Genomic DNA, 23716 nt, shown 5'->3' on the forward strand with positions numbered 1-23716 from the left:
AGCAGTTAAATAAAATGAATCGGCGGGCTGAGGCTCGCCGTTTTTTTTATATGAAGGCTGTTTCTATATACGAAGCTGTTTTTATATACGAACGCCGGTTTTTATATACGAACGACGTTGGTGAATTGTTAAGGTAGAAAAGTTTAGAAAGCCATACTTGAAAATAAGTTTTGTCTCATTCCCCTTCGCCTAACAGCGTATCAATGAAGAAAACCGGCAGCAATGCCGGTTTTATTGATCAAATTATAAAGAATCGAACAGATTTTGTTTGATTCATGATATAAATGCTATATAGTTTTTCCATACAATTTTGAATATTCTTTAGGTGTGACTCCAATTTCTTTCTTAAAAACTCGAATAAAAGAATTGACATTTGAATAACCAATCTTTTCTGCTACCTCATTCACTCTGCAATCAGGTTCAATGAGTAATTCTTTAGCTTTTTCAAGTTTTATTTTAGTAATGTACGACTTAAATCTTATGTTTGAATTTTGTTTAAGTAATCTACTTATGTGTTGTTCAGAAAGATTAAAATTTTCGGCGACTTGATTTAAAGTAAGATCAGATAATGCATTTTCATCGATGTATTTAATTATATTGAGTGTAGTAGTGTCTGTTGTTACTTCAATAGTATTAAATATTGTATTGAATAATTCATAAAAAATACCTGAAAAACCATCATATAAAAGATTCGTATCATTTGAATTAATTAGTTTAAAAGATGCTTTGTGTTTATTAGCAAAATACTCAAAATCATATCCCTCTGAATCTAATATTCTAGTTATGGTATTTAATAAAATGTATTTAAATTCATTTAAAAGGATTGAATTAGTTGGTTTTTTTCTTTTTAAATGAGTATTTAATAGATTAAAAATGATTGATTCAGCTAATTCTCTATCATTTAATTCAATAGATTGATGTAGCAATTTTTCATCATCAAATTTGAAGTAGAGATTGCCATGCTGTTCTTCAAATAATTTATTGTGAATAGTTTCGTATTCCTCCAAATAAATTTGACGAAGCAATTCAATAGCCTCAATTGAACGGCTACTTATTGGTGTTAATTTGTTAAATACATCATTTGGAGTTTGATTTGTAAGTATGGGTATTTCATTATTATCTTTAATTGTTGAAATTAATAAATACAATTTTTCTTCAATGGGGACGACTATGGCATCTAGATTAGTCTGATTCTTAAATGCTGAAGTTAGTACTTTGCTAACAATTTGCATAATTTCACGTGATGTCCAATTGTTTTCCATGAAGTAATCAATTTGATAAAAAGTGATAAATAAATCTTTGCTAAAGGAATTTAAAGATAAATCATTTAATTTTGTTTGGAGCATTTCTGTACTAAGATTTTTATCATGTAATAGCTGAGAGAAAAATTCTAAACGTCGAAAATAATAAGTTTCTTCTTCAATTTGGTTGAGTTTAGTTGTATTTAGTTTTAGTTCGGTAAATCTTGATTTAATAAAGTCTAATTCGTTAGTAGTATCACTATAGATATCGGGAGAATTATGATCACCTATAAAATTAGATAAATTTTTTATAGGAGAATAAAATCGATTGGAACTGTAAACAGCAATAGCGATGCTTGTCAATATTAATATACTGAATCCGCCTATTAATTCTTTTGAGTAGTTTTCCATGATTCGATTAAATACAGAAACTTCTTGAGATATTATGATTGATAAATCTTCAAAAATTGTAGAATTTAATGAATAGGTCCTAATTGAACCTAAATCTAAAACATGTATTTGTTGGTCTTCAGGATTAGTTTGTTTTTTATAAGCAGAAATAATATTCTTAGGGATATTACCGATGAAATGATTATTCAGTTTTACAGCAGATACAGTATTTTGGTGAAGAATTGTATGTAAGTCAATCATTATTAATCCAATATATTTAATTTGATTAAGAGAATATCCTCTGATAATAATGGATTTGTCTTCTTCGTTATTTAATATTGTTGTATCTCCGATATCTATTTCAGTAATTGTATTTTTTAAAATACTGGGCGAAATAGACATATGTAAACTTAAATCATCAAGTGTAAAATAACCATCGTTAGTGACTGCTAAACCATCATTTATTTTAGTAAAACCCATCAATAGTTCATTCTGATTGTAATATGTCAGGTTTGATGTTATCTCGTTCAATATTGGTAAAAAGTAATGATATGAAGTATTCTCATTTCTAATATATTGATAAATGCTATTTGATTTAGCAATGAAGTTTAAAGTGCTAAGGCTAGACTTTATTTCATTATCTAAATCCTTAACGGTTTTTTCAATTTCCTTGTGTGCATTAATTTTAATAATTTCATTGGTGTTAGAGTAGAGTATTGCGGAAGTACTAATAATTAGAATTAATGTATAGAGTATGGCAATTAATGACACAATTAGTAAATTTTGTTTAAAAATACTTGATTTTAGTTTTTTCATATGTGCCTCCAAATCAACTGGGTCTAATAAGATACGCATTAACTATCTTTATATACAAAATATAACATACTTGAGATATAATGTGTAGAAAACGCTTTTATGTCGATTGAAATATTACCATTTTTGTTAGAAAATGTAGATAAATTAATTAAGGAGGAATTCTTATGGTAAAACGTGTCTTTAAGTTTATTGGATTAGGTGCTCTTATGTTATCGTCTTTAGGTGTGAACTTGCCAGTAAATGCTCAAGAGAAAACAGAAATTGAGATTACTTGGCGCGGTACTGGTGATGTGGATAATGTTAGAAAGTATTTACAATCATTTGAAGAATATTATGAAGCAGAGAATGAAGATGTTGATATTGTTTTAAGCCCTGTTATGGCTAGTGAAAGTGATTATTTCTCTAAATTAGCATTAATGATGCAATCAGAGGAAACAGCTCCTGATATTGTTTTTGAAGATACATTTATTTTAAATGCTGATGCAAATGCTGGATATTTATTAAATCTTGATGATTATGTGAATGGATGGGAAGACTGGAATAATTATACTGAAGCTTTAAAAAGCGGTACTATGGGGGAAGATGGTAGTACTTATGCAATTCCTGCAACGACAGATTCACGTGGGTTGTGGTATAACCGTGAAGTATTTAAACAAGCAGGATTACCAGAAGATTGGCAACCAAAAAATTGGGAAGAAATTATCCAAGCAGCGGAGGCTATTAAGGAAAAATTACCAGATGCTGTACCATTTTCAATGAATGTGGCAAAAGTTAATGGTGAAGCAGTTTCGATGCAGACATTTGAAATGTTGTTATATGCAACTGGAGAAACACTTTACAATGACGAAGGAAAATGGAATGTCAATGGTGAAGGATTACTTGAATCGTTCAAGTTTATTGACGATATTATGAATCAAAATCAAGTAGGACCTTCCTTGTCAATTGCTTTAAATACTTCATATGGTTCTACTATTATGCAAGACTACTTACCAAATGGAAAAGCAGGAATTTCATTAGATGGTAGTTGGAATATTGGAAACTATACAAAAGGAAATGTTGCAGAATTAGAAGATCCAGAAGCAACTTTAGGTTTCGCGTTATTCCCAACTAACGACGGTCAAGAACCAGGATTTGCTACAATGGCAGGTGGATGGTCACTAGCAATTCCAGCTAAATCAAATAATCATGATTTAACTTGGGAGGTATTAAAAGCAATGGGGTCTAAAGAATGGCAAACAAAACGGGCAATTGTTGAAGGGACGTTAACTGTTCGTGATGATTCTGCTCAAGATGAAGAGTATTTACAAAAGCCATTTATTGATGTGATTACCAAGGCATTAGAAAATGCACACTTTAGACCAAAAAATGATCTTTATCCTAATGTTTCAATTGTAATTCAAGAAACAGTTGAAGCAGTTGCTACAGGTGCATTAACACCTGAACAAGCAGCGGAACAATACAAAGCTTCTGTAACGGAAATCGTCGGAGAAGAAAACACATACTAATCTAAGTAAGGGCAATTTTTCAGATTGCCCTTTTGCATAAAGAGGTGATCTATTTGCAAAATTCAATTTATAAAAAGAAATGGACTGATACAAAAAAGACATTAGTATTTTTATCACCATCATTAATTATTTTGACAATTTTCTTTATTATTCCGATGTTGTTAACAATATATTTTTCATTTACTAACTTAGCTTTAACTGGTGCACAAGCAAGTCATTTAAATTTATCGGATTTGATAATTTTACGAAAATGTTTAAAGATCCTACTTTATTAAATAGTATATATAAAACAGTAATATTTGTGTTCTTTTCAGCCATTTTGGGACAATGTTTGCTCGGTTTTATTATTGCTTTTTTATTGAAGGGTAAAAAAACATGGGTTAAGCGATTTGTTGGAATTAGTGTTATTGCAGCATGGGTTACACCAGAAATAGTAGTAGCTTTTTGTTGGGTAGTATTTCTAGGTGACCAGGGGACATTAAATACAATAATCTCATACTTTTCGGATGTTAGACCCATTGCGTTTTTATTTCAATATCCGATGATTTGTGTAGTTGTGGCAAATATTTGGCGTGGAACTGCTTTTTCAATGATGGCCTTTCAAACAGCTCTAGATGATATTCCGGTATCGATAGAAGAAGCAGCAACATTAGATGGTGCTACTCGTTGGCAAACAGTTTGGAAAATTACGGTTCCGATCTTAAAAGGAACATTTACTACAAATTTAATGTTAGTCACACTTCAAACATTAGGAGTATTTACTCTGATTTATACCATGACAGGTGGAGGACCTGGGACAACAACCACGACTTTACCAGTCTATATGTATAAACAAGCGTTTGTTAGTTATCAGTTGGGTTATGGTACAGCTATCTCATTAATTATTTTAACAATTGGAGCAATTTTTAGTTTGTTATATATGAAAGTATTAAAGGTAAAAATATAGGAGGGATATAAAAATGAAAATTAATCGTGTTGAAAATTGGCTACATCACATCATTTTAATCATAATAGCTTTCCTATTTATTTTACCATTACTTTGGATGTTTATAGCCTCAATAGATCCAAATGCAATTCAAAGTGTAAAAATTCCAGAAAATTTCTCATTGCAAAATTATTTTGAAGTATTAAGTGATAAAACGGTTCAAAGATCCTATTTCATAGGATTTATTCTTTCACTAGGACAATCAGTAATTGTAGTAATACTAAGTGTTTTAGCGGCATATCCATTATCTCGATATCGTACAAAACATAAAAAAAGTTTTATGTATACAATATTATTTTTAACTTCATTACCAATGTCAGCTGTAATTGTTCCTGTCTTCCAAATGTTTTTAGCGTTTAAATTTATTGATAAAATTTGGGCTGTAATGCTGTTTTTAGTAGGGACATCCTTACCGTATGCAATTTGGATGATGAAAAACTTCATGGATTCCGTACCGATAGAACTTGAAGAGTCCGCATGGATTGATGGAGCAACTGTTTTTGAAGGCTTAAAACAAGTGGTTTCTCCATTAATGATTCCAGGTATTTTTACTGTTCTGATTTTCACTTATACCGGTAGTTGGGGAAATTTCTTTGTACCATATATTTTAATTCAATCACCTGAAAAAATGCCGGCATCAGTAACGATTTTCCAATTTTTCGGTAATTATGGATTAGTAGATTATGGAAGATTAGCGGCTTTTTCAGTAGTGTATAGTCTTCCAGTCGTCATATTATATTCTATATCACAAAAATTTATGTCTAAAGGTTTTAGCTTCGGTGGAGCTTCGAAAGGATAGAGGTCTTATGTTTTTTGAAATTGAAAAATTAATAAAGCAAATAGAGTGGTTAAGATTATTAAGATATGTAAATAGAGTCTCACTTCCTCCTTTCAAATGTATTATGGATGAATCAAAAGAGGAAAAATATCCTTATGAATTTGAAAGCGATGAGCTAGTTCAAAAAGGATCAGTAATTATTGACCGTGATAGTTATTATTGGTTACAATCAAATGTTGAAATTCCAGATATAAAAGGGAAAAAATTATTGTTCTTATTTGATTTAGGAAAATATGTGGATGGAAATACTTCTGGGTTTGAAGCTTTACTATTCATTAATGGTGAATTATATCAAGCTGTTGACGGAAATCATAAAGAAGTATTTATTGACGAAAAATATTCTGGACAAACAGTAGAGGTAAGTTTGAAGTTATGGACGGGTCTAGAAGGTGGAGGACCACATAAAGAAATTACACATCATATCCAGTATATGGACATGACCTATTTAGATGAAAACTTAGATTATTTATATTATTTAAGTAATACGATTATTAAAACTGTTCAAATTTTGAATGAAAATGATTCAACTCGAGTGTTTTTATTGAAACAGTTAAATCAAGCTTTTAACCAAATAGATTGGAATGCAGTGAAATATTACCATAATTATGAAACAGCTCATAAAGCTTTGATTTTATTAGAAGATGCAGTTAGTCAAATGCCAAAAAACACTGATATAAAAGTTACAGCGATAGGTCATACTCATATAGATGTAGCATGGTTATGGCGGTTAAAACATACACGTGAAAAAGCAGCTCGTTCATTTACCACAGTATTAAGGTTAATGGAACAATATCCAGAATATGTCTTTTTACAAACACAACCCCAAGTTTATGAATATATTAAAGAAGATTACCCTGAATTATATGAAAAAATCAAAGAAAAAATAGATTCAGGAAAATGGGAAATTGATGGTGCTATGTGGCTAGAATCAGATGCTAATCTTCCATCAGGCGAGTCGTTAGTTCGCCAAATTCTGCAAGGTAAGAAATTTATGAAAGAAGAATTTAATAGAGTACCTGAGTATTTATGGCTACCTGATGTGTTTGGATACTCTTGGGCTATTCCACAAATCCTGAAAAAATCTGGTATCGATATGTTTATGACTACTAAGATTAGTTGGAATCAATTTAATCGAATGCCACATGACACATTTATGTGGAAAGGTATCGATGGTAGTGAGGTTCTTACACATTTTATAACCACTCCTGATCCTAAAAATGAAGAAGGACCATTTTTTTATACATACAATGGAGTTATTGAACCATATACTGTAAAAGGTATCTACGATGGTTATCGAGATAAAAATATTAATAGTAATTTACTATTAGCTTATGGATATGGTGATGGTGGTGGTGGTGTTACACGTGATATGCTAGAATCAATTCGTACCATTAATAAAATTCCTGGTTTACCATCTATTGAAACAGGACGAGCTAATGAATATTTTAATGAGTTAAAAGAAACTTTCAAAAATACGAAAGAGTACGTTCACAAATGGGATGGAGAATTATATCTTGAATATCATCGTGGTACCTATACTTCCCAAGCTAGAAATAAGAAATGGAATCGTAAATTAGAGCTTAAATTGAAACTAGCTGAATTGAAAGCAACTTTCGATATGCTTAATAATAACAGAGAATATCCATATAATGAATTTACTCAAAGTTGGAAAACTCTATTAAGAAATCAATTTCATGATATTATTCCCGGTAGTTCAATAACTGAAGTCTATGAAGATTCAGAATTAGAGTATAGCGAAATTGACAAGCAATTAGATTTAATCTTAAACACATCTGAAGAAGGTCAATTTGTTATAATTAATGATTCCAACTGGGAGAGAACTAATGTTGTTGTTAATCTTTCAGATATAGGAAAAAAGGTTTCAGCTATCGTTGTGGATGGAAATAAAATACCTACATATTCTGAAGAAGATAAAATATTTGCTGTTATTCCAAGAGTTAAAGCTTTGTCAGTGAATAAAGTTGAGCTAATTGATGGTGACTTAGAAATGGCTGTAAGTAATGAAAACGAGATAACATTTGAAAATTCTAGACTTGAGACACCATTCTATACCATTCGTATTTCGGAAGAAGGATGGATTAGTTCTATTTATGATAAAGAAAATGATAGAGAAGTTATTTCGGACAATAAATATGGTAACCAATTAGTTCTTTATGAAGACATGCCATTAAATTGGGATGCATGGGATATCGATATTTTCCATAAAGACAAATTTAAAGTACTTGAAGCAAAAGATGTTTCTCTTTCATCAATGACACCTAATTTATCGAAACTGAAATTTGAATATGAATTTGGTAACAGTAAGATTACTCAATATATGATTGTTTATAATAATAATCGAAGAATTGATTTTGAAACAGTTGCAGATTGGCATGAAAAACAAACTTTACTACGAACAAAATTTGAATTAGATATTCGTACAACCTTCGCGAAATATGATATACAATATGGTCATGTTATGCGACCAAATCATTGGAACACAAGTTGGGATTGGGCAAGGTTTGAGTCGGTTGGACATCAATGGGCAGACTTATCCCAACAGGATTATGGTGTAGCGCTACTAAATGATAGTAAGTATGGTTATAGCATAAAAGAAAATGTGATGCAATTGTCATTATTAAAAGGTGCGATATATCCGGATCCATTTGCTGATGAAGGAGTCCATGAATTTACTTATAGTTTATTACCACACCAAAATAGTTTAGTGGAAAGCGATACTATTGAACAAGCTTATGATTTAAATGCCCCTCTTAAAGTGGTTAATATGGACATAAAAGAGAATATAACTCAATTATTTGAAGTAGAAAGTTCAGGACGAGTTGTAGTAGATGCTATTAAATTATCAGAAGAAAAAGATGGTATAATCTTACGCTTCCATGAAGCTAATGGTGCAAATCAAACAGTGGATATAAAACCATTATTTGATTATGTTAATTGTATTGAAACAAACCTAGTAGAAGAGGAAATTGGTGAAATGGATACAAGTGTCAAGTTAACACCTTTTGAAGTTAAAACTATGAAATTCGTTCTCTAAAATTTGTAAAACACCTAAATAAATCAACGTAATTTTGGCTTAGGTGAACAGAAGAAAACCGGCAGCAATGCCGGTTTTTTGTTATCAACTATCCTATTGATAACGCTGGACTTTGGTTTTGATGTTGTTTTCGATATTGCAATGGTGAGACGTGGTAGCGCTCTTTGAATTTATTAGAAAAGTAATTACTGGAATAAAAGCCGACCATTTCAGCTATTTGTATAATCGAATGATTAGTCGTTTCTAAAAGATTTAACGCATGTTTAAACCGTAAATCTTGCAAGTAATTGATTGGTGAAATGCCTAATTCTTCTTTGAACAGGTGAGATAAGTGATATTTTGAAATATGGGATCGACTTTCAAGTGTATCAAGGGTGATTTTTTTTGAGTAATTATTGTCAATATAATTTTTAGCTAATGTGACACTTGGACTTAATAGATTTTTATGATGATTTTCCAAATCGGTATTGGCTTCATTGATGATTGAAAAGATGACGGCATTGACTAAATGCTCAATAATTTGATTTGTATATTGTTGATGCTTAGCACTTTCTTTAATGATTTGTGAGAACAGGGCTCTAAAAGCAAAGGAATCATTATTGAAGATGATTAAGTCATTTTCGCGCATTTGATTAGGAAAGATTATCTCTGGTCCTTTAAAGCCAATGACTACATATTTCATTGGTTTCTCAATAGAAGAGTGTTCCGTATGTTCGATAAAAGGGTTTATAATGACAAGACTATTTTTTTGAACAGGTTGCGTTCCGAAATTAGTTTGCATATGTCCCTCACCATCAAGAATGAAAATTATTTCAGTAAAATCATGGTAGTGCATCACACTATGCCAGTTAGCATCATAACTAGCTTGATTAACAGACCTGATGTCAAAATATGGCAGAGTACTTGGATCTATTTGTCTTTTAACATTGAAATTATAATACATATTGGACCTCCTAGTCGTTTCATCATCATTATTATTTACCAAAAAATATCATTATACAATGTAAGCGTATACTATTTAACAAGAAAATGCAACGTTAACACAAGATATCATATTTTTTCTGTTTTTGTAAACGTTATACTTGGAGCAAGGAGTGGAAAAAGTAGTGTGATTTGAAAAGAGCGGATAACTTTTTTTGTTTAAATATTTTGCTATCTAATAAAAAAGCTCCGTTAACTATTAATGAAAGGGTGAAAAATGAAAACAAGTTAGTTAGAATAATCAATTATTAATCTGTATTTGTAGTGTTAATCTATTTTCTAAGTCCTATATATTTTTCTTAATGAAATACATCTATAAAAAATTTGGGAGGAACAGCATGCGTAATAATAATAAATTTATGTTTGAAAAGCAACAACGGTTCTCTATACGTAAACTTAGTGTGGGTACTTGTTCTGTAATGATTGGCGCATTTTTATTTGCAGGGCAACCGGTTAGTGCACAGACTGAATTGGATTCCAATGACACACTAGAAAATCCAATTGAAAATACTGCGGTATTAGAAGAACCTACCAATAATAGTATATCTGAAGATACTTCAATCCTTAATGAAGTAAGTTTTGATGAAAAAGAGGTGGTTGAAATTAATTTAGGTGAAGAAACTAATCGCGCGATGATGAATGATGAAACCATTGTTCCGGAAACCGATATAGAAACAGCGGATGTCAATGAATCGGGTATGGATGAAGGGATTAACATGAATGAAGCTGCTGAAGAAGTCATGGATAATAATACCGAAGTTAATACACCTATTGTGGAAGAATCAATTCTTGAAAGCATAGTATCTAGCGAAACGAACCGCGATGAGACAGTTGAAGATGAGTTAAGTTTGGAATCTGCAAATGCCATTGAATCGAATGCAGAAGCAACAATAGTTGATGAAACTCAAAATAAGAAAACTACCCAAGCTGAAATTAATTCAGAACCTATTGTACAAAATCAAACATCAAATAAAAATGAAGCTGCAACTGAGAACGATCAAGTTCAAACAGAGTGGCAATCAACTTCTAAAATTGAGGGACCTATTTCAATCGAAGAGATAGAAGGTGTGCGCTATAATCGTTTATCAGTAACAGATGAACATGACAATGCCAATAATATCGCTGTTTTTGAGAAAGAGGGGCTAAAAGTAGACGACTCTGGTAATTCTACTCTTACACTAGATTTTGTCGACCGTTCAGAATCCTTAGAAGGCCGTTTCGGTGTTATGCTCAACTATAATGACCCAAACAAATATATTTTTGTAGGTTATGATCGTGGTGGATGGTTCTGGGAATACAAATCAGATGCGGGTTCGGCTTATACAACAGGGCCACGCAGTATCGAGGCGCCAACTAAAGATGTGTTATCTAAATTAATGATTTCTTTGAAATCCGATGGACAACTGAATGCTACAGTAAATGATCAGCAGGCTTTTGATACCGTGAATATTCCTTCAGAAGTATTAAAGGAGGTTCGTGTTTCAAATCGAATTGGATTAAGATTGGGACAGTATGCGGGTCAAAAAACAGTGATTGATGTTAAAATGGATAATCAAGAAAATGTAGAACCAGAAGCCCCAACCGATACGGTGGATGATACTATTGTGGAAGCGGAGCCTGAAGAACGTTTTGATGTGATTCAATCTGATCAAGTCATTGCTAAATTCGACAAGCTTTTTCCTCGTATCAAGTCTTATGAGTATGCTGGAGAGTACATTCACGGGCAAGTGGTAAGCAGTGAGACAGTAAAAGTCAATGATATTGAGGTAAAACCTGAGGTCTCTTATGAAAAAATTAATGAATCAACGGTTCTGTATCATTTGAAACTTAAGAATACTGAAAGATTCATTGATGCTGATATTGATTTACAAATCAAAACAGTGAATAATCAAGTTCATTTCGATGTACTTAAAATCCAAAATAACAATAATATTGCTCATGGAGAGCTAATTGATAACCCTAATAAATTAATTAAAACATTTGAAATACCGGGTGCACATTTTGTAGCGGTTAGTTCCGATCAAACTGGAGCACAATTCTCCGGGTCAACATTATCAACCAATACCAAAATAAATGGTGATATCCATGCCGACGTGACTCGTACGATGTCAGATTTGGATAAAGGGTTGATGTATGGTTTTGTCTCAACAGATAAAGTAGCAGTTGGTGTTTGGTCTAATTCACAATATTCAACGAATTTAACGTCTTATGACCGTTTACGGGCAAATAAATTTTCTGCCAATGGAGAAAACTATGTAGGAATTAAAAGTTCCCCTTTTATTTATGAAGGCGAACATCAAAATAAAGTATTCGATGCGCGTACACTTATTTTGCCATCTGCCAAAATAGTTTTTACTCAAGATATTAATGAGGATGAAAAAGTGGATTGGCAAGATGGCGCGATTGCTTATCGTGAGATAATGAATAATCCAATGGGCTGGGAATATGTTCCAGAATTAGTGGCCTATCGTATCGCAATGAATTTTGGTTCTCAAGCACAGAATCCATTTTTAATGACGCTTGATGGTATTAAAAAGATTAATTTACATACGGATGGTTTGGGTCAATCGATTTTACTAAAAGGTTATGGATCTGAAGGTCATGACTCTGGTCACTTAAATTACGCTGATATTGGGCAACGGATTGGTGGCACGAAGGACTTCAAAACTTTATTAGCGTTATCTAAAGAATATGGAGCTCGTTTGGGAATTCATGTTAATGCATCTGAAACTTATCCAGAGTCTAAATATTTTACAGAAGATCGTCTGCGTCAAAAGGATGGTTCATATGCTTATGGTTGGAATTGGTTAGATCAAGGGATTAATATTGATGCACGTTTCGACTTAGCTAATGGTCGCTTTGATCGCTTTGTCGACTTAAAAAATGAAATCGGTGATAACTTGGATTTCGTCTATGTTGATGTCTGGGGAAATGGTCAATCAGGTGATAATGGCGCTTGGATGACGCATATATTAGCTAATGAACTCAATGAACTCGGTTGGCGTGCAACCTTCGAGTGGGGTTATGCTGGTGAGTATGATTCTACTTTCCAACATTGGGCTGCGGATTTAACTTATGGTGGTTCAACACTTAAAGGTATAAACTCTAACATTGCGCGATTTATTCGGAATCATCAGAAAGATTCTTGGGTTGGACAGTATCCTAAATATGGTGGTTCAGCAGTATCACCGCTTTTATTCGGTTATGATATGAAAGACTTCGAAGGATGGCAAGGACGTTCTGATTATGCTGGCTACATTGATAATTTATTTAAAGTGAATGTCCCAACTAAATTTATTCAGCATTTTGAAGTGACGAATTGGGAAGACGGAGAAGAAGTGACGATGTCAGACGAGGGAAGTAACTATCGTTTTGTTCCTGAAATTAGAATTAAATTGAAAGATAGTGAAGGTCGTCAGCTTGAAATTACACGTAAATCGAATGATCCAACTTCACCAGATTATAATTATCGAACGATAAAATTAGATGGCAAAACGGTTTATGAAAATGATAAGTACTTAATTCCTTGGAATTGGACGGCAATGGGGGATAACCTTGGTCAAGCAGAAAGTAAGTTGTATCATTATACTACGACTGCTGGTCAATCCACATGGGAGTTACCAACAGATTGGAACACCGAAACCGTTTATCTTTACCGTCTAACAGACTTAGGTCGTGTAGAAGAAAAAGCGATCAAAGTTGTAGATGGGACGATTACGCTCGAAACAGAAGCTAGTACCCCTTATGTGATTTATCAAGCACCCCAAGCAAATAAGGAAATGACTTGGTCTGAAGGAATGCATCTTAACGATACTGGCTTTAATTCTGGAAGTTTAGACCATTGGGATAAGTCGGGACCAAGTGAAGCCGCAACGATTGTACGCTCACAAGGAGATAATCCAATGTTGTCTATCGCAGATAATATTGAGCAAGTAGTATTATCGCAAAGACTCACTGACTTGAAGCCCAATACACAATATGCAGCCTATGTAGGAGTGGATAATCGTTCCAATAGTAAGGCGATTATTAAGGTTCATAATGGCGACAAAAGCGTGAGCAATTATACAGAGCAATCGATTGCTTATAATTATGTTCAAGCCAATAGTCATAACACCTTAAAACAAAATGCTACCGTGGATGATACATCCAATTTCCAAAATATGTATGTGTTCTTTACGACTGGAGATGATGTTTCTAATGTAACATTGACATTAATTAAAGAAGCTGGAGAAGGCACAACCTACTTTGATGATCTCCGTATCTTTGAGAATAAATCGACCATGTTTGAAGGAAATCATGATAATGGTGAAGGAGTATTTTTCCAAGATTTTGAAAATGTTGGTCAAGGTATCTTCCCATTTGTTATTGGAGGCGTTGAGGGTGTTCAAGACAATCGTACGCATTTATCAGAAAAAAATGAACCTTATACACAACGAGGTTGGAACAATAAGCGAATCGATGATGTTATTGATGGTAATTGGAGTTTAAAAACGAATGGTTTAGATGGTAGAAATAATTTATTGTATCAAACTATACCACAAAACTTTAGATTTGAAGCTGGAAAAACTTATCGTGTAAGTTTCGATTATGAGTCAGGTTCTGATAATAGTTATGCCTTTGTTGTTGGCTCAGGAAGATATAGTGCCCCAGAACATTTGACTTCTTATCTCCTAAATAATACTTGGAAGGATTCAGATAAGGCGAAAAGAGTCAATTATTTAGTAACAGGTGATGAAACAGGGCAAACTTGGGTAGGAATATTCTCAACGACTCAAGCGAGAGATAGTCATGGAACTTCAGGTAACCAATCTAACTTTGAAGGATATGGAGACTTTATAATGGATAACTTGTTAATTGAAGAGGTGGAAGTAACGCCAGAATTGATTATTGAACAAGGATTATCCTATCTTATTCCAGTAGAAGATGGCATTTATGATGAAGCAACATTGAGAGCTTATAAGGACGCTATAAGAAAAATAGTCGATGCCGATGCATCAGAATTGACGGTTGATCAGGCTAATAATTTAGTCGATCGTGCTCTTGAAAAGAAATTTGCCTTGAAAGAGAAAAAAGATCAAATTATGTGGGACGATGTGGCTTCTTCAACGGCTAATGAACAGGATGAAGACCAAGCAATTAGTAAAGCACTCGATAAAAATGAAAATTCTTTATGGCACAGTGAATGGAGTGGAGGCGGTGTTGGTCAACCAGCAACCCTCAATCTGAAAGAAGCAATTGGCATTACTCATTTTGATTATATCCCCCGTTCTAGTGGTGTTAACGGACGTGTAAAAGCAGGAAAATTAGAAATCATCGATGATAATAACCAAAGTTTTATTTTTGATTTTTCAGATTGGGAAAATAATAGTGAAACTAAAACGATTGATTTTGGCAAGACTTTAAATGCTGTTAAAATTATATTTACCGCAACTTCTACGTATGGTAATAGTGAAGGAGAGGTTGATAAGTATGTTTCAGCGGCAGAATTAAGATTTAGAACGATTCTTGATTTAGAGGATGAATTAGACCTCGATCCATATGAAAAAGCATTAGAATCAGCCAAAAATCGTCAAGCCTCTGCAGAAGAGATTAAAGAAATTTCGGATCGCTTTGACCGTTATCAAGAATTAAATATCATGACTCCAACCGCTCAAGAGGAACTAGTAGAGGCGCTCAATGCTTTAGAAGGAGAAGTACCTTCAGATAATGAAGAAACACCAGTTGAAGAAGAGACACCTGGTGCGGACGAAGAGACTCCGAGTGAAGAAGAAACACCTTCTGAAGATGAAGAGGATCCAAGTGAAGAAGAAACACCTTCTGACGACGGAGATACTCCTGCCGAAGAGGAAGATGAAGAAGAAGCACCTGAGAAAGACGATGACTTGACGAAAGATAACGACAACGATAAAGATAAGGACGTTAATCAAGATAAATCAAGTCCGGTCGTTAGAGATGTAGTAGCTGTAACTAAAGAAAGCACCTTACCTGAAACGGGAGAAGCTAAACCATATGCGATCTTTGGTGCTGCTGCCACTGCCATTTTAATAAGTTTAGGATTGATTTCACCTGATAGAAAAGAAGAAAATTAATGAGTCTAAGTCAACTATTTGAGTCGGCATCAGCATATAAATCATAATTTATCGGATTAGGGGAGAGCTGTAAGTAATGAAAAATCAAGAAAATTTCATCTTATGGCTTATTCCCCTATTTTAATTTATTTAAACATTTTAACAACATAATGCAACGTTATCGCAAGATATTACATTTATTATCGACATGAAAGCGTTATACTAAAGGTGTAATAAAAAAAGAAAGGAAGATTTCACATGAAAAAAGCCCTAATGTCATTAGCTGCTTCAGTTATCGCCTTGTCAAGTTTATCAGTTTCAAATATTTCAGCAGAGGAAAAAACAGTCATTGATTTTGCAGCTGTTGAGACGGCATATGGAACCGATGTTTGGAATGAAATAATGGATGCGTACAAAGAAGTTAATCCAAATGTTGAGTTCGAATTTATGCAAGAAAAAGAAATTGAAGATGCTCTGTCACCAAGATTACAATCAGGTGATTTTCCAGATGTTGTCATGTTAGCTTTAAGTCGTCAAAAAGCTTTACCAGAAGCTTTAATTAAGGATCATGCTTTAGCTGAGCTTACCGATATTAAAGAAATGACCGTCCCTGGTGAAGAAGCAACGGTTGCTGATAAGTTATTAGATGGCTTTACTGCCTCTTCGTCTACTAATCCTTATGGGGATGATAAAACTTATTTGATGCCAATGTTCTATAGTCCAACAGGCTTATTCTATAATAAAGCATTATTTGAAGAAAAAGGTTGGGAAGTGCCTCAAACTTGGGATGAAATGTGGGATTTAGGTGAGAAAGCTAAAGCTGAAAATATCGCCTTATTTACTTATCCTACGGCTTCATATTTAGATACTTTCTTCTCATCCGTAATTCTTGGAGCTGGAGGACAAGAATTATTTGACTCTGCTATGAAATATGATAAAGCGGTCTGGGAAGGTGAAGAATTAACCAATATCTTCGAAGTATTAGGTAAATTAGCTGAAAACACTGAACCGACTACTGTCGCAAATGCGAATGCGGATGGCTTTACGCGTAATCAACAACTGGTTTTAGATAATAAAGCATTATTTATGCCAAATGGTACTTGGGTTGTGGGTGAAATGTCAGAAGCACCGAGAGCGGAAGGTTTTGAATGGGCGATGGCGCCTATTCCAACTACAAGTGAAGACAGTGAGCGTTATGCTTATACCTTCTTAGAACATATTTGGGTTCCAGAAGCAGCCGAAAATAAAGATGCAGCCAAAGAATTTATTGCTTTCTTATATTCTGATAAAGCAGCAGAAATTTTTGCGAAACATGGAGCGGTTCAACCAATTAAAGGTATCAATGAAAAATTACCTGAAGATCAACAAGTTTTCTATAATATTTATGAAGACGGCACCTTACCTGGTATGGGTGGATTTGTGTCAGTTGAATCAATTGAAGGGGTTGACTTAGGTGGCACCTTATATGGCAGCTTCGACTCAGTTGTATCAGGCGATTTATCAGTAGCAGATTGGCAAAAGAGTGTCGTTGAAATGATGGAAAAATTCGAAGCAGTATTGCCTGCTGAGTAGTTTAGTTTTTAGAAATGTCTACTTGTGGGTGGACATTTCTTATTTTTTATTAGTGTGAAAAGAGAGTGATGAAATGGATACGAAAAAATCAAGAACACGATTTGCTTGGATATGTGTACTTCCTGCGACTATTTTGTTCTTTGTCTTTATGCTTTATCCTACAATTGAAGTTTTTAGAATGTCTTTATACAAATGGAGTGGGTACACTGCGAATAAAACATTTGTCGGTTTAAATAACTTTAAAATATTGATGTCTGATATGAAGTTTATTCATGCTTTTCAAAATACTATTTTAGCAATTGTGATCGTGACGATTGTGACTTTAGCGATTTCAATATTTTTTGCGGCAGTTCTATCAAGAGAGAAAATTGTGGGACAAAATTTCTTCAGAATCATTTTTTATATTCCCAATATTTTATCAATTGTCGTTATTGCGGGGATTTTCTCAGCAATCTATAATCCGACCCAAGGATTATTAAATTCTATTTTAAATTTATTCCGAGGAAATGAAACGCCAATTTTATGGCTAGGTGATAAACATTTAGTGAATTATGCGATTATCGGAGCCCTCATTTGGCAAGCGATTGGTTATTACATGGTAATGTATATGGCGGGAATGGCTAATATACCAGATAGTTTTTATGAAGCAGCAGATTTAGATGGGGCAGGCAAGTTTAAACAGTTTTTTGCGATTACGTTACCTTTAGTGTGGAATAATATTCGTACAACTTTAGCCTTTTTCATCATTAGTACGATTAATTTAAGTTTCTTATTGGTTCAAACGATGACTTCTGGCGGACCTAATGGAGCGAGTGAAGTAGTCCTTTCTTATATGTTTAATCAAGCATATACCAATGGTGTAAGAGGATATGGAATGGCTATCGGGGTAATTATTTTTATTTTCTCATTCTTATTATCTGCCATCATTAGTGTGATTACTAAGCGAGATATTTTAGAGTATTAGAAAGGAGGCATATACGTGAATCAATCAAGTAATAAATTATATAAGATTTTTATTTATTTTGTTCTGATAATGTTAGCAATTTCGATTATCGTTCCAGTTGGTTGGGTATTTTTAGCCTCTTTAAAGCAAAATAGTGAGTTTTATCATTCACCTTGGAATTTGCCACAAGGTTTTTATTTCCAAAACTTTATCGATGCTTGGAATCGTGCCAGTATGGGAGATAATTTATGGAATTCAGTGATCGTGACGGCGATGGCATTAATCATATTACTGGTAACGGCTTTACCATCTGCCTATGTGCTAGCACGATTTAATTTTCCAGGTAAAAGAGTTTTACAACAATTGTTTAAAGGTGGCCTCTTTATTAATGTGAACTATATTGTCGTGCCAATTTTCTTAATGTTAGTGGATTTGCAAAAAATAGAGATTATCCCGATGTTATTAAATAATCGTTTTATTTTGGCTTTAGTATATGCGTCAACGGCCTTACCTTTTACCATTCATTTATTGTCGAGTTATTTTATTTCGTTGCCTAGTACCTTTGAAGAAGCAGCTTCGATTGATGGAGCGAGTCATTTTACGACCATGCTTAAAATTATGATTCCGATGGCGAAACCAAGTATTATTACGGTTATTTTATTCAATTTTTTAAGTTTTTGGAATGAATACATTATTTCATTTACTTTGATGACGAAACAAGAGTTAAAAACATTGCCAGTTGGTTTAATGAATTTAATGGCTGCTCAAAATGCTGCTCAACAATATGGTCAGTTATACGCTGGGATGGTATTGGTGATGTTACCAACATTAATATTGTATATTTTTGTACAGAAACAGCTGACAGAAGGAATGACTGCTGGCGGTTCTAAAGAATAATTGAAGGAGTATGAAAATGGCGAAATCAAAAGGAAGAGTTACTTTACCAAGTGAGAATAATTTTTTAGAAGAGACAAAAGAGTTAATGGCACGTTGGGGTGCGGATGCGATTCGCGATTCGGATGGGACTAAATTGTCCGATGATATTAAATCATTGGATGCTAAAATCTATACGACCTATTTTGTAGCTAGAAATCATAATGATTTCATTAAGGATCATATGGAGGAATGTCAACAATTATATTTGATGTCACAATTTAACTTAGCTACCGAGACCTCATTAACCATTAGTTTGATGGATGGTTATTATCGTGAACAATTAACACCTAATTTTGATAATGATCCAAAAGAATGGTGGGAAGTAATTGACCGTACGACCAATCAAGTGGTACCGATTGAGGATTGGTGCGTGAATCAACAAGATGAGACCGTAGAGATTAACAATACCATTCCATTTCATGAATATACCGTTTCTTTTCTAGCATATAAGATTTGGGATCCTACTCATATGTATAATCATATGACTAATAATTGGGGCGACGAGGTTCCTCATGATATTCCGTTTAATGTTACAGGGCTACATTCTAATCAATATATGTCAGATTATTTAGAAAAATGGTGTCAGAAAAATCCGCAAACGGATGTGGTTCGCTTTACAACATTCTTTTATCATTTCACTTTAATTTTTAATGATTTAGCAAAAGAAAAATTTGTGGATTGGTTTGGCTATGGTGCTTCGATTTCTACTGAAGCTTTGGAATTATTTGCTAAAGAGAAAGGCTATCGTCTACGTCCTGAACATATTGTTGATCAAGGATATTATAATACAACGCATCGCAATCCAAGTAAAGAATATTTAGATTATATTGATTTTACAAGTCGATATGTGGCGCAACAAGCGAAGAAATTAGTCGATATTGTTCATTCTCATGGGAAAGAAGCGATGATGTTCCTAGGAGATAATTGGATTGGTACCGAGCCTTATGGCAAATATTTTAAAGAGATTGGATTAGATGCAGTAGTAGGTTCCGTTGGGGGTGGCGCAAGTTTGCGTCTGATTTCTGATATTCCTCATGTTAACTATACAGAAGGACGCTTTTTACCTTACTTTTTCCCTGATGTTTTTAAAGAAGGCAATGATCCCACAATCGAAGCTAATCAAAATTGGTTGACAGCGAGAAGAGCTATTATGAGAAAACCAGTCGATCGTATCGGATATGGTGGCTATTTAAGCTTAGCTTATCATTTCCCTAAATTTGTTGATTATATTGAACAAATAACCGATGAATTTCGTGAGATTTACGATATCGTAAAAGATACCAAACCTTATAGCGCCCTTAAAGTAGGGGTTTTAAATGCTTGGGGCAAATTACGGACTTGGCAAAGTCATATGGTGGCTCACGAATTACCTTATAAGCAAACTTATTCATACATGGGAATTATGGAAGTTTTAAGTGGGGCGGCCGTAGATGTTGAATTTATTAGCTTTGATGATGTGATGGAACACGGTGTCCCAGAAGATATTGATGTTTTAATTAATGCTGGCGATGCTGGAACCTCGTTTAGTGGTGGCAGTTTTTGGGCAAATGAAAAATTAGTGACGGCTATCCGTCGATTTGTATATCAAGGTGGAGGTTTCATTGGTGTTGGGGAACCAACGGCTTACCAACATGGTGGACGCTATTTCCAATTAGGTGACATTTTAGGGGTTGAACGTGAAATAGGCTATAGTTTGTCAGTCGATAAATATTTTACTCAACAAGTTGACACCCATTTTATTACCGAAGACATCAAGGATGTTAACAAAGTGAATTTTGGTGAAAGTATTAAAAATGTCTATGCCCTCTATAAAGATACCGAAGTGATTGAATTCAGTTCTGGTCAGTCAGATAATGAGGCGAATGGTGTCGTTTTACCAGCAAACGCAGAAGGGAAAGAATTTGGAGAAGTCCATCTAGCGGCCCACAATTATGGACAAGGTCGCGGCGTTTATATTGCTGGCTTACCTTATAGTGTTGAAAATGCCAGAATATTGATGCGTGCTTTATATTTTGCAGCGAATAAAGAAGCTGAATTTAATAAATGGAACAGTACTAACTTGAATATTGAAGTGCATGCTTATCCAGAGAAAAAGAAATATGCAGTGATAAATAATACCAATTATCCGCAAACAACTATCGTTTATCTTGATAATAATGAATCCATTGAGATGCATTTGGATCCGAGTGAAATACGTTGGGGGGATATAAAATGAAGGCTAATATAAGAACGATTATTCGCTTTATTGTCTTTTTTATCTGCTTATTTATTATCATTTATTTTCAAAGAACAACAGGCATTAAGCAACTTATCTATATGTTAATGGGCTTAGCGGGTATCCTGATTGTTATTTTTGATTATAATTACGAATTTAACCATCCGAAAAGAGAGTAGAAGAAGAGGGATAAGTGATGAAAAAAGCTATTGGAATTGATATTGGTGGCACCAAAACGGCTATTGCCATTATTAATCAAGATGGAACAATCGCAAAACGCTATGATTATCCAACAGAAACAAATGATAGTGAAAAATTATTTGAATTAATCGTCAATGGAATCGCTCGCTTGCTAGTCGAGACGAAGACGGCCATGACTGATTATTGCGGAATTGGCTTAGGAATGCCTGGAAAAGTGGATGAGATCAATGGCATTGCAATTTATCAAAATAACATTTTATGGCACAATTTTCCAATTGTGGAGCGCTTAAGTACCGTTTATCCACAAACGAAAATAAAAATTGACAATGATGTTAAAGTAGCGGCATACGCCGAGTATCGTTTATTACAACTCGAAGCAAACGATATGTTTACCTATTTAACGATTTCGACGGGTATCGCCTGCACTAACATCATTAATGAGATGATACTAAGAGGTAGTGGCTTTTCAGGAGAAGTAGGCTTTTTACAAATAAAGACACCAAGAGGTACTAGACCGCTAGAATCTATCGCGTCTGGCCCGGCAATTGCTGACTATGGTCAATTGTTATACTCGAATAAAGACATCACTACAGCGGATGTGTTTCACTTATGGGAACAAGGTGATGAACAAGCGACTACGATTATTCATGAAAGTATGGATGCGATTGTAAAGACATTATATGCGATTATTTGTCTACTCGATCCAAAATATATTGTACTTGGTGGCAGTGTTGCACTAAAAAATCCTCATTACATTCATGCTGTTAAGCAAAAATTAGCACCGTATCTTCATCCAGAACAAGAACATATTTTACAAAATATTACACTATCAAAACTGGATGGACATAATGGTTTAATAGGAGCAGGGCTATTAGTCATTCCTTAATATTTTATAGTCATTGAACGACAAGAAAAGACCTTAGATAGACCATTGTAATCAATTGGTCTACCCAAGGTCTTTTATTAATTGTGTGCTAGGAAGGGCGAATAGGCGTGTGTGCGATGCAGTGGCGTAACTCGTGTGCTTCGACAGCGATTAAAGAGTGTGCTTGCGGGCTTGTTTTTAATCTTATTAATCAATAGACATTAGCCGGTGTGCTAATGAGGTTGCATTCATTACTTAAAGTGAGATTACAAATAATCTATTCTAAATCTACCATTTAAATCCTTATTTAGTAATAATTTTACAATAATTAAGATAGTGTTCTAATGTTTCTAATGGAATCTCATTATCAGTCAAAATAAAATCCAAATCTTGTGTTTGATAAAATTGATAGAAATCTTTTTTATCAAATTTACTTGAATCAACCGCTAAATATTTTAATTTAGCATTTTCGAAAATGATTTTTTGAGTTAGACCTTCTTCGGCAACAGCATCATAAATATTATTATTCAAAATGCCATTGGCTGATATGAATGCTTTTTGTACATGGAAGTTTTCTGCTACTTGATCGGAAATCGTGCCATGAAACGAGGCTGAAACATCGCGATAAACACCACCGATCAAAATCGTTTCGTATCGTTTATCTAATTTGAATTTTTCAAATACTAACATTGAATTCGTCACAACTTGAATGTTCGGCACGGTTAAATAATCATAAACCATTTCAATAGTGGTTCCTGAACCTAGAAAAACGGTATCACCTTCATTAATTTCTTTGGCGATTAGTTGTGCAACATGTTTTTTCTGAGGTCGATTGATTGTTCGCTTACGGATATGGCTAAATTCTTTTTTAGGGTTAGTCGCCTCTACATCTGTATTAATGCTTTTGGCTCCTCCGTGAATTCGAATCAATAAACCTTTTTTTTCCATTTCTTTTAGATCTCTGCGAATCGTCATTTCAGTCACATTTGATAAATTTAAAATATCCGCATTTGAAATGACACTATTGTTTTTTAGTAATTCTTCAATCAAGCGCTGGCGTTCTTCTTTTAGCATAAGTGACTCCTTTCTGAACATGTTTGAATAT

14 protein-coding genes are annotated in these 23716 nt (G+C 33.8%); 11 read left to right on the plus strand and 3 right to left on the minus strand.

The annotated features are described in order from the left end of the window. Positions 1 to 287 precede the first annotated feature (287 nt). Positions 288 to 2447, minus strand: coding sequence for a helix-turn-helix transcriptional regulator (locus HMPREF2811_RS01130; RefSeq protein WP_071407738.1), 2160 nt, complete (start codon positions 2445 to 2447; stop codon positions 288 to 290). 164 nt (positions 2448 to 2611) lie between these two features. On the opposite strand from HMPREF2811_RS01130, the gene HMPREF2811_RS01135 reads away from it, so the two are divergent. From HMPREF2811_RS01135 to HMPREF2811_RS01150, 4 genes are all read left to right on the plus strand, one after another. Continuing rightward, positions 2612 to 3952 (plus strand): extracellular solute-binding protein, encoded by a 1341-nt coding sequence (locus HMPREF2811_RS01135; protein WP_071407739.1) that lies wholly within the window; start codon positions 2612 to 2614, stop codon positions 3950 to 3952. 331 nt (positions 3953 to 4283) lie between these two features. Next, on the plus strand, positions 4284 to 4898 hold the full coding sequence (locus HMPREF2811_RS01140; RefSeq protein WP_246829783.1) for a carbohydrate ABC transporter permease: 615 nt from the start codon (positions 4284 to 4286) through the stop codon (positions 4896 to 4898). A gap of 13 nt (positions 4899 to 4911) precedes the next feature. Then, the gene (locus tag HMPREF2811_RS01145) at positions 4912 to 5736 is read left to right on the plus strand and encodes a carbohydrate ABC transporter permease (protein ID WP_071407740.1); all 825 of its coding nucleotides are present in this window, start codon (positions 4912 to 4914) and stop codon (positions 5734 to 5736) included. Between the two features lie 7 nt (positions 5737 to 5743). Further along, positions 5744 to 8830: an alpha-mannosidase gene (locus HMPREF2811_RS01150; protein WP_071407741.1), complete on the plus strand. Its 3087-nt coding sequence runs from the start codon at positions 5744 to 5746 to the stop codon at positions 8828 to 8830. Positions 8831 to 8918: 88 nt separating this feature from the next. Here the strand turns inward: HMPREF2811_RS01150 and HMPREF2811_RS01155 are convergent, their stop codons facing one another. Further along, positions 8919 to 9773 carry an AraC family transcriptional regulator gene (locus HMPREF2811_RS01155; protein ID WP_071407742.1) on the minus strand — a complete coding sequence of 285 codons (855 nt, stop codon included), beginning with the start codon at positions 9771 to 9773 and terminating at the stop codon, positions 8919 to 8921. 376 nt (positions 9774 to 10149) lie between these two features. On the opposite strand from HMPREF2811_RS01155, the gene HMPREF2811_RS01160 reads away from it, so the two are divergent. The 7 genes from HMPREF2811_RS01160 (at position 10150) to HMPREF2811_RS01190 (ending at position 22632) form a co-directional block, all read left to right on the plus strand. Further along, positions 10150 to 15900 carry an endo-alpha-N-acetylgalactosaminidase family protein gene (locus HMPREF2811_RS01160; RefSeq protein ID WP_071407743.1) on the plus strand — a complete coding sequence of 1917 codons (5751 nt, stop codon included), beginning with the start codon at positions 10150 to 10152 and terminating at the stop codon, positions 15898 to 15900. A 237-nt stretch (positions 15901 to 16137) separates the two neighbouring features. Beyond that, complete coding sequence (locus HMPREF2811_RS01165) at positions 16138 to 17451, plus strand: carbohydrate ABC transporter substrate-binding protein (protein WP_071407744.1); 1314 nt, start codon at positions 16138 to 16140, stop codon at positions 17449 to 17451. 73 nt (positions 17452 to 17524) lie between these two features. After that, a complete protein-coding gene (locus HMPREF2811_RS01170) occupies positions 17525 to 18415 on the plus strand; it encodes a carbohydrate ABC transporter permease (RefSeq protein ID WP_071407745.1) in 891 nt (296 codons plus the stop codon). A 15-nt stretch (positions 18416 to 18430) separates the two neighbouring features. After that, entirely contained in the window at positions 18431 to 19291 is an 861-nt protein-coding gene (locus tag HMPREF2811_RS01175) for a carbohydrate ABC transporter permease (protein WP_246829784.1), read from the plus strand. Between the two features lie 16 nt (positions 19292 to 19307). Continuing rightward, the gene (gnpA, locus tag HMPREF2811_RS01180) at positions 19308 to 21545 is read left to right on the plus strand and encodes a 1,3-beta-galactosyl-N-acetylhexosamine phosphorylase (protein WP_071407747.1); all 2238 of its coding nucleotides are present in this window, start codon (positions 19308 to 19310) and stop codon (positions 21543 to 21545) included. Then, on the plus strand, positions 21542 to 21724 hold the full coding sequence (locus HMPREF2811_RS01185; protein WP_071407748.1) for a DUF6903 family protein: 183 nt from the start codon (positions 21542 to 21544) through the stop codon (positions 21722 to 21724). The genes gnpA and HMPREF2811_RS01185 overlap by 4 nt, the downstream gene beginning before the upstream one ends. A gap of 17 nt (positions 21725 to 21741) precedes the next feature. Then, the gene (locus HMPREF2811_RS01190; RefSeq protein ID WP_071407749.1) at positions 21742 to 22632 is read left to right on the plus strand and encodes an ROK family protein; all 891 of its coding nucleotides are present in this window, start codon (positions 21742 to 21744) and stop codon (positions 22630 to 22632) included. Positions 22633 to 22914: 282 nt separating this feature from the next. Here HMPREF2811_RS01190 and HMPREF2811_RS01195 read toward each other — a convergent pair whose 3' ends face one another. Beyond that, complete coding sequence (locus tag HMPREF2811_RS01195) at positions 22915 to 23685, minus strand: DeoR/GlpR family DNA-binding transcription regulator (protein ID WP_071407750.1); 771 nt, start codon at positions 23683 to 23685, stop codon at positions 22915 to 22917. Between the last annotated feature and the right edge of the window lie 31 nt (positions 23686 to 23716).

The organism is Globicatella sp. HMSC072A10 (assembly GCF_001811625.1).
Classification (GTDB): Bacteria; Bacillota; Bacilli; order Lactobacillales; family Aerococcaceae; genus Globicatella; species Globicatella sanguinis.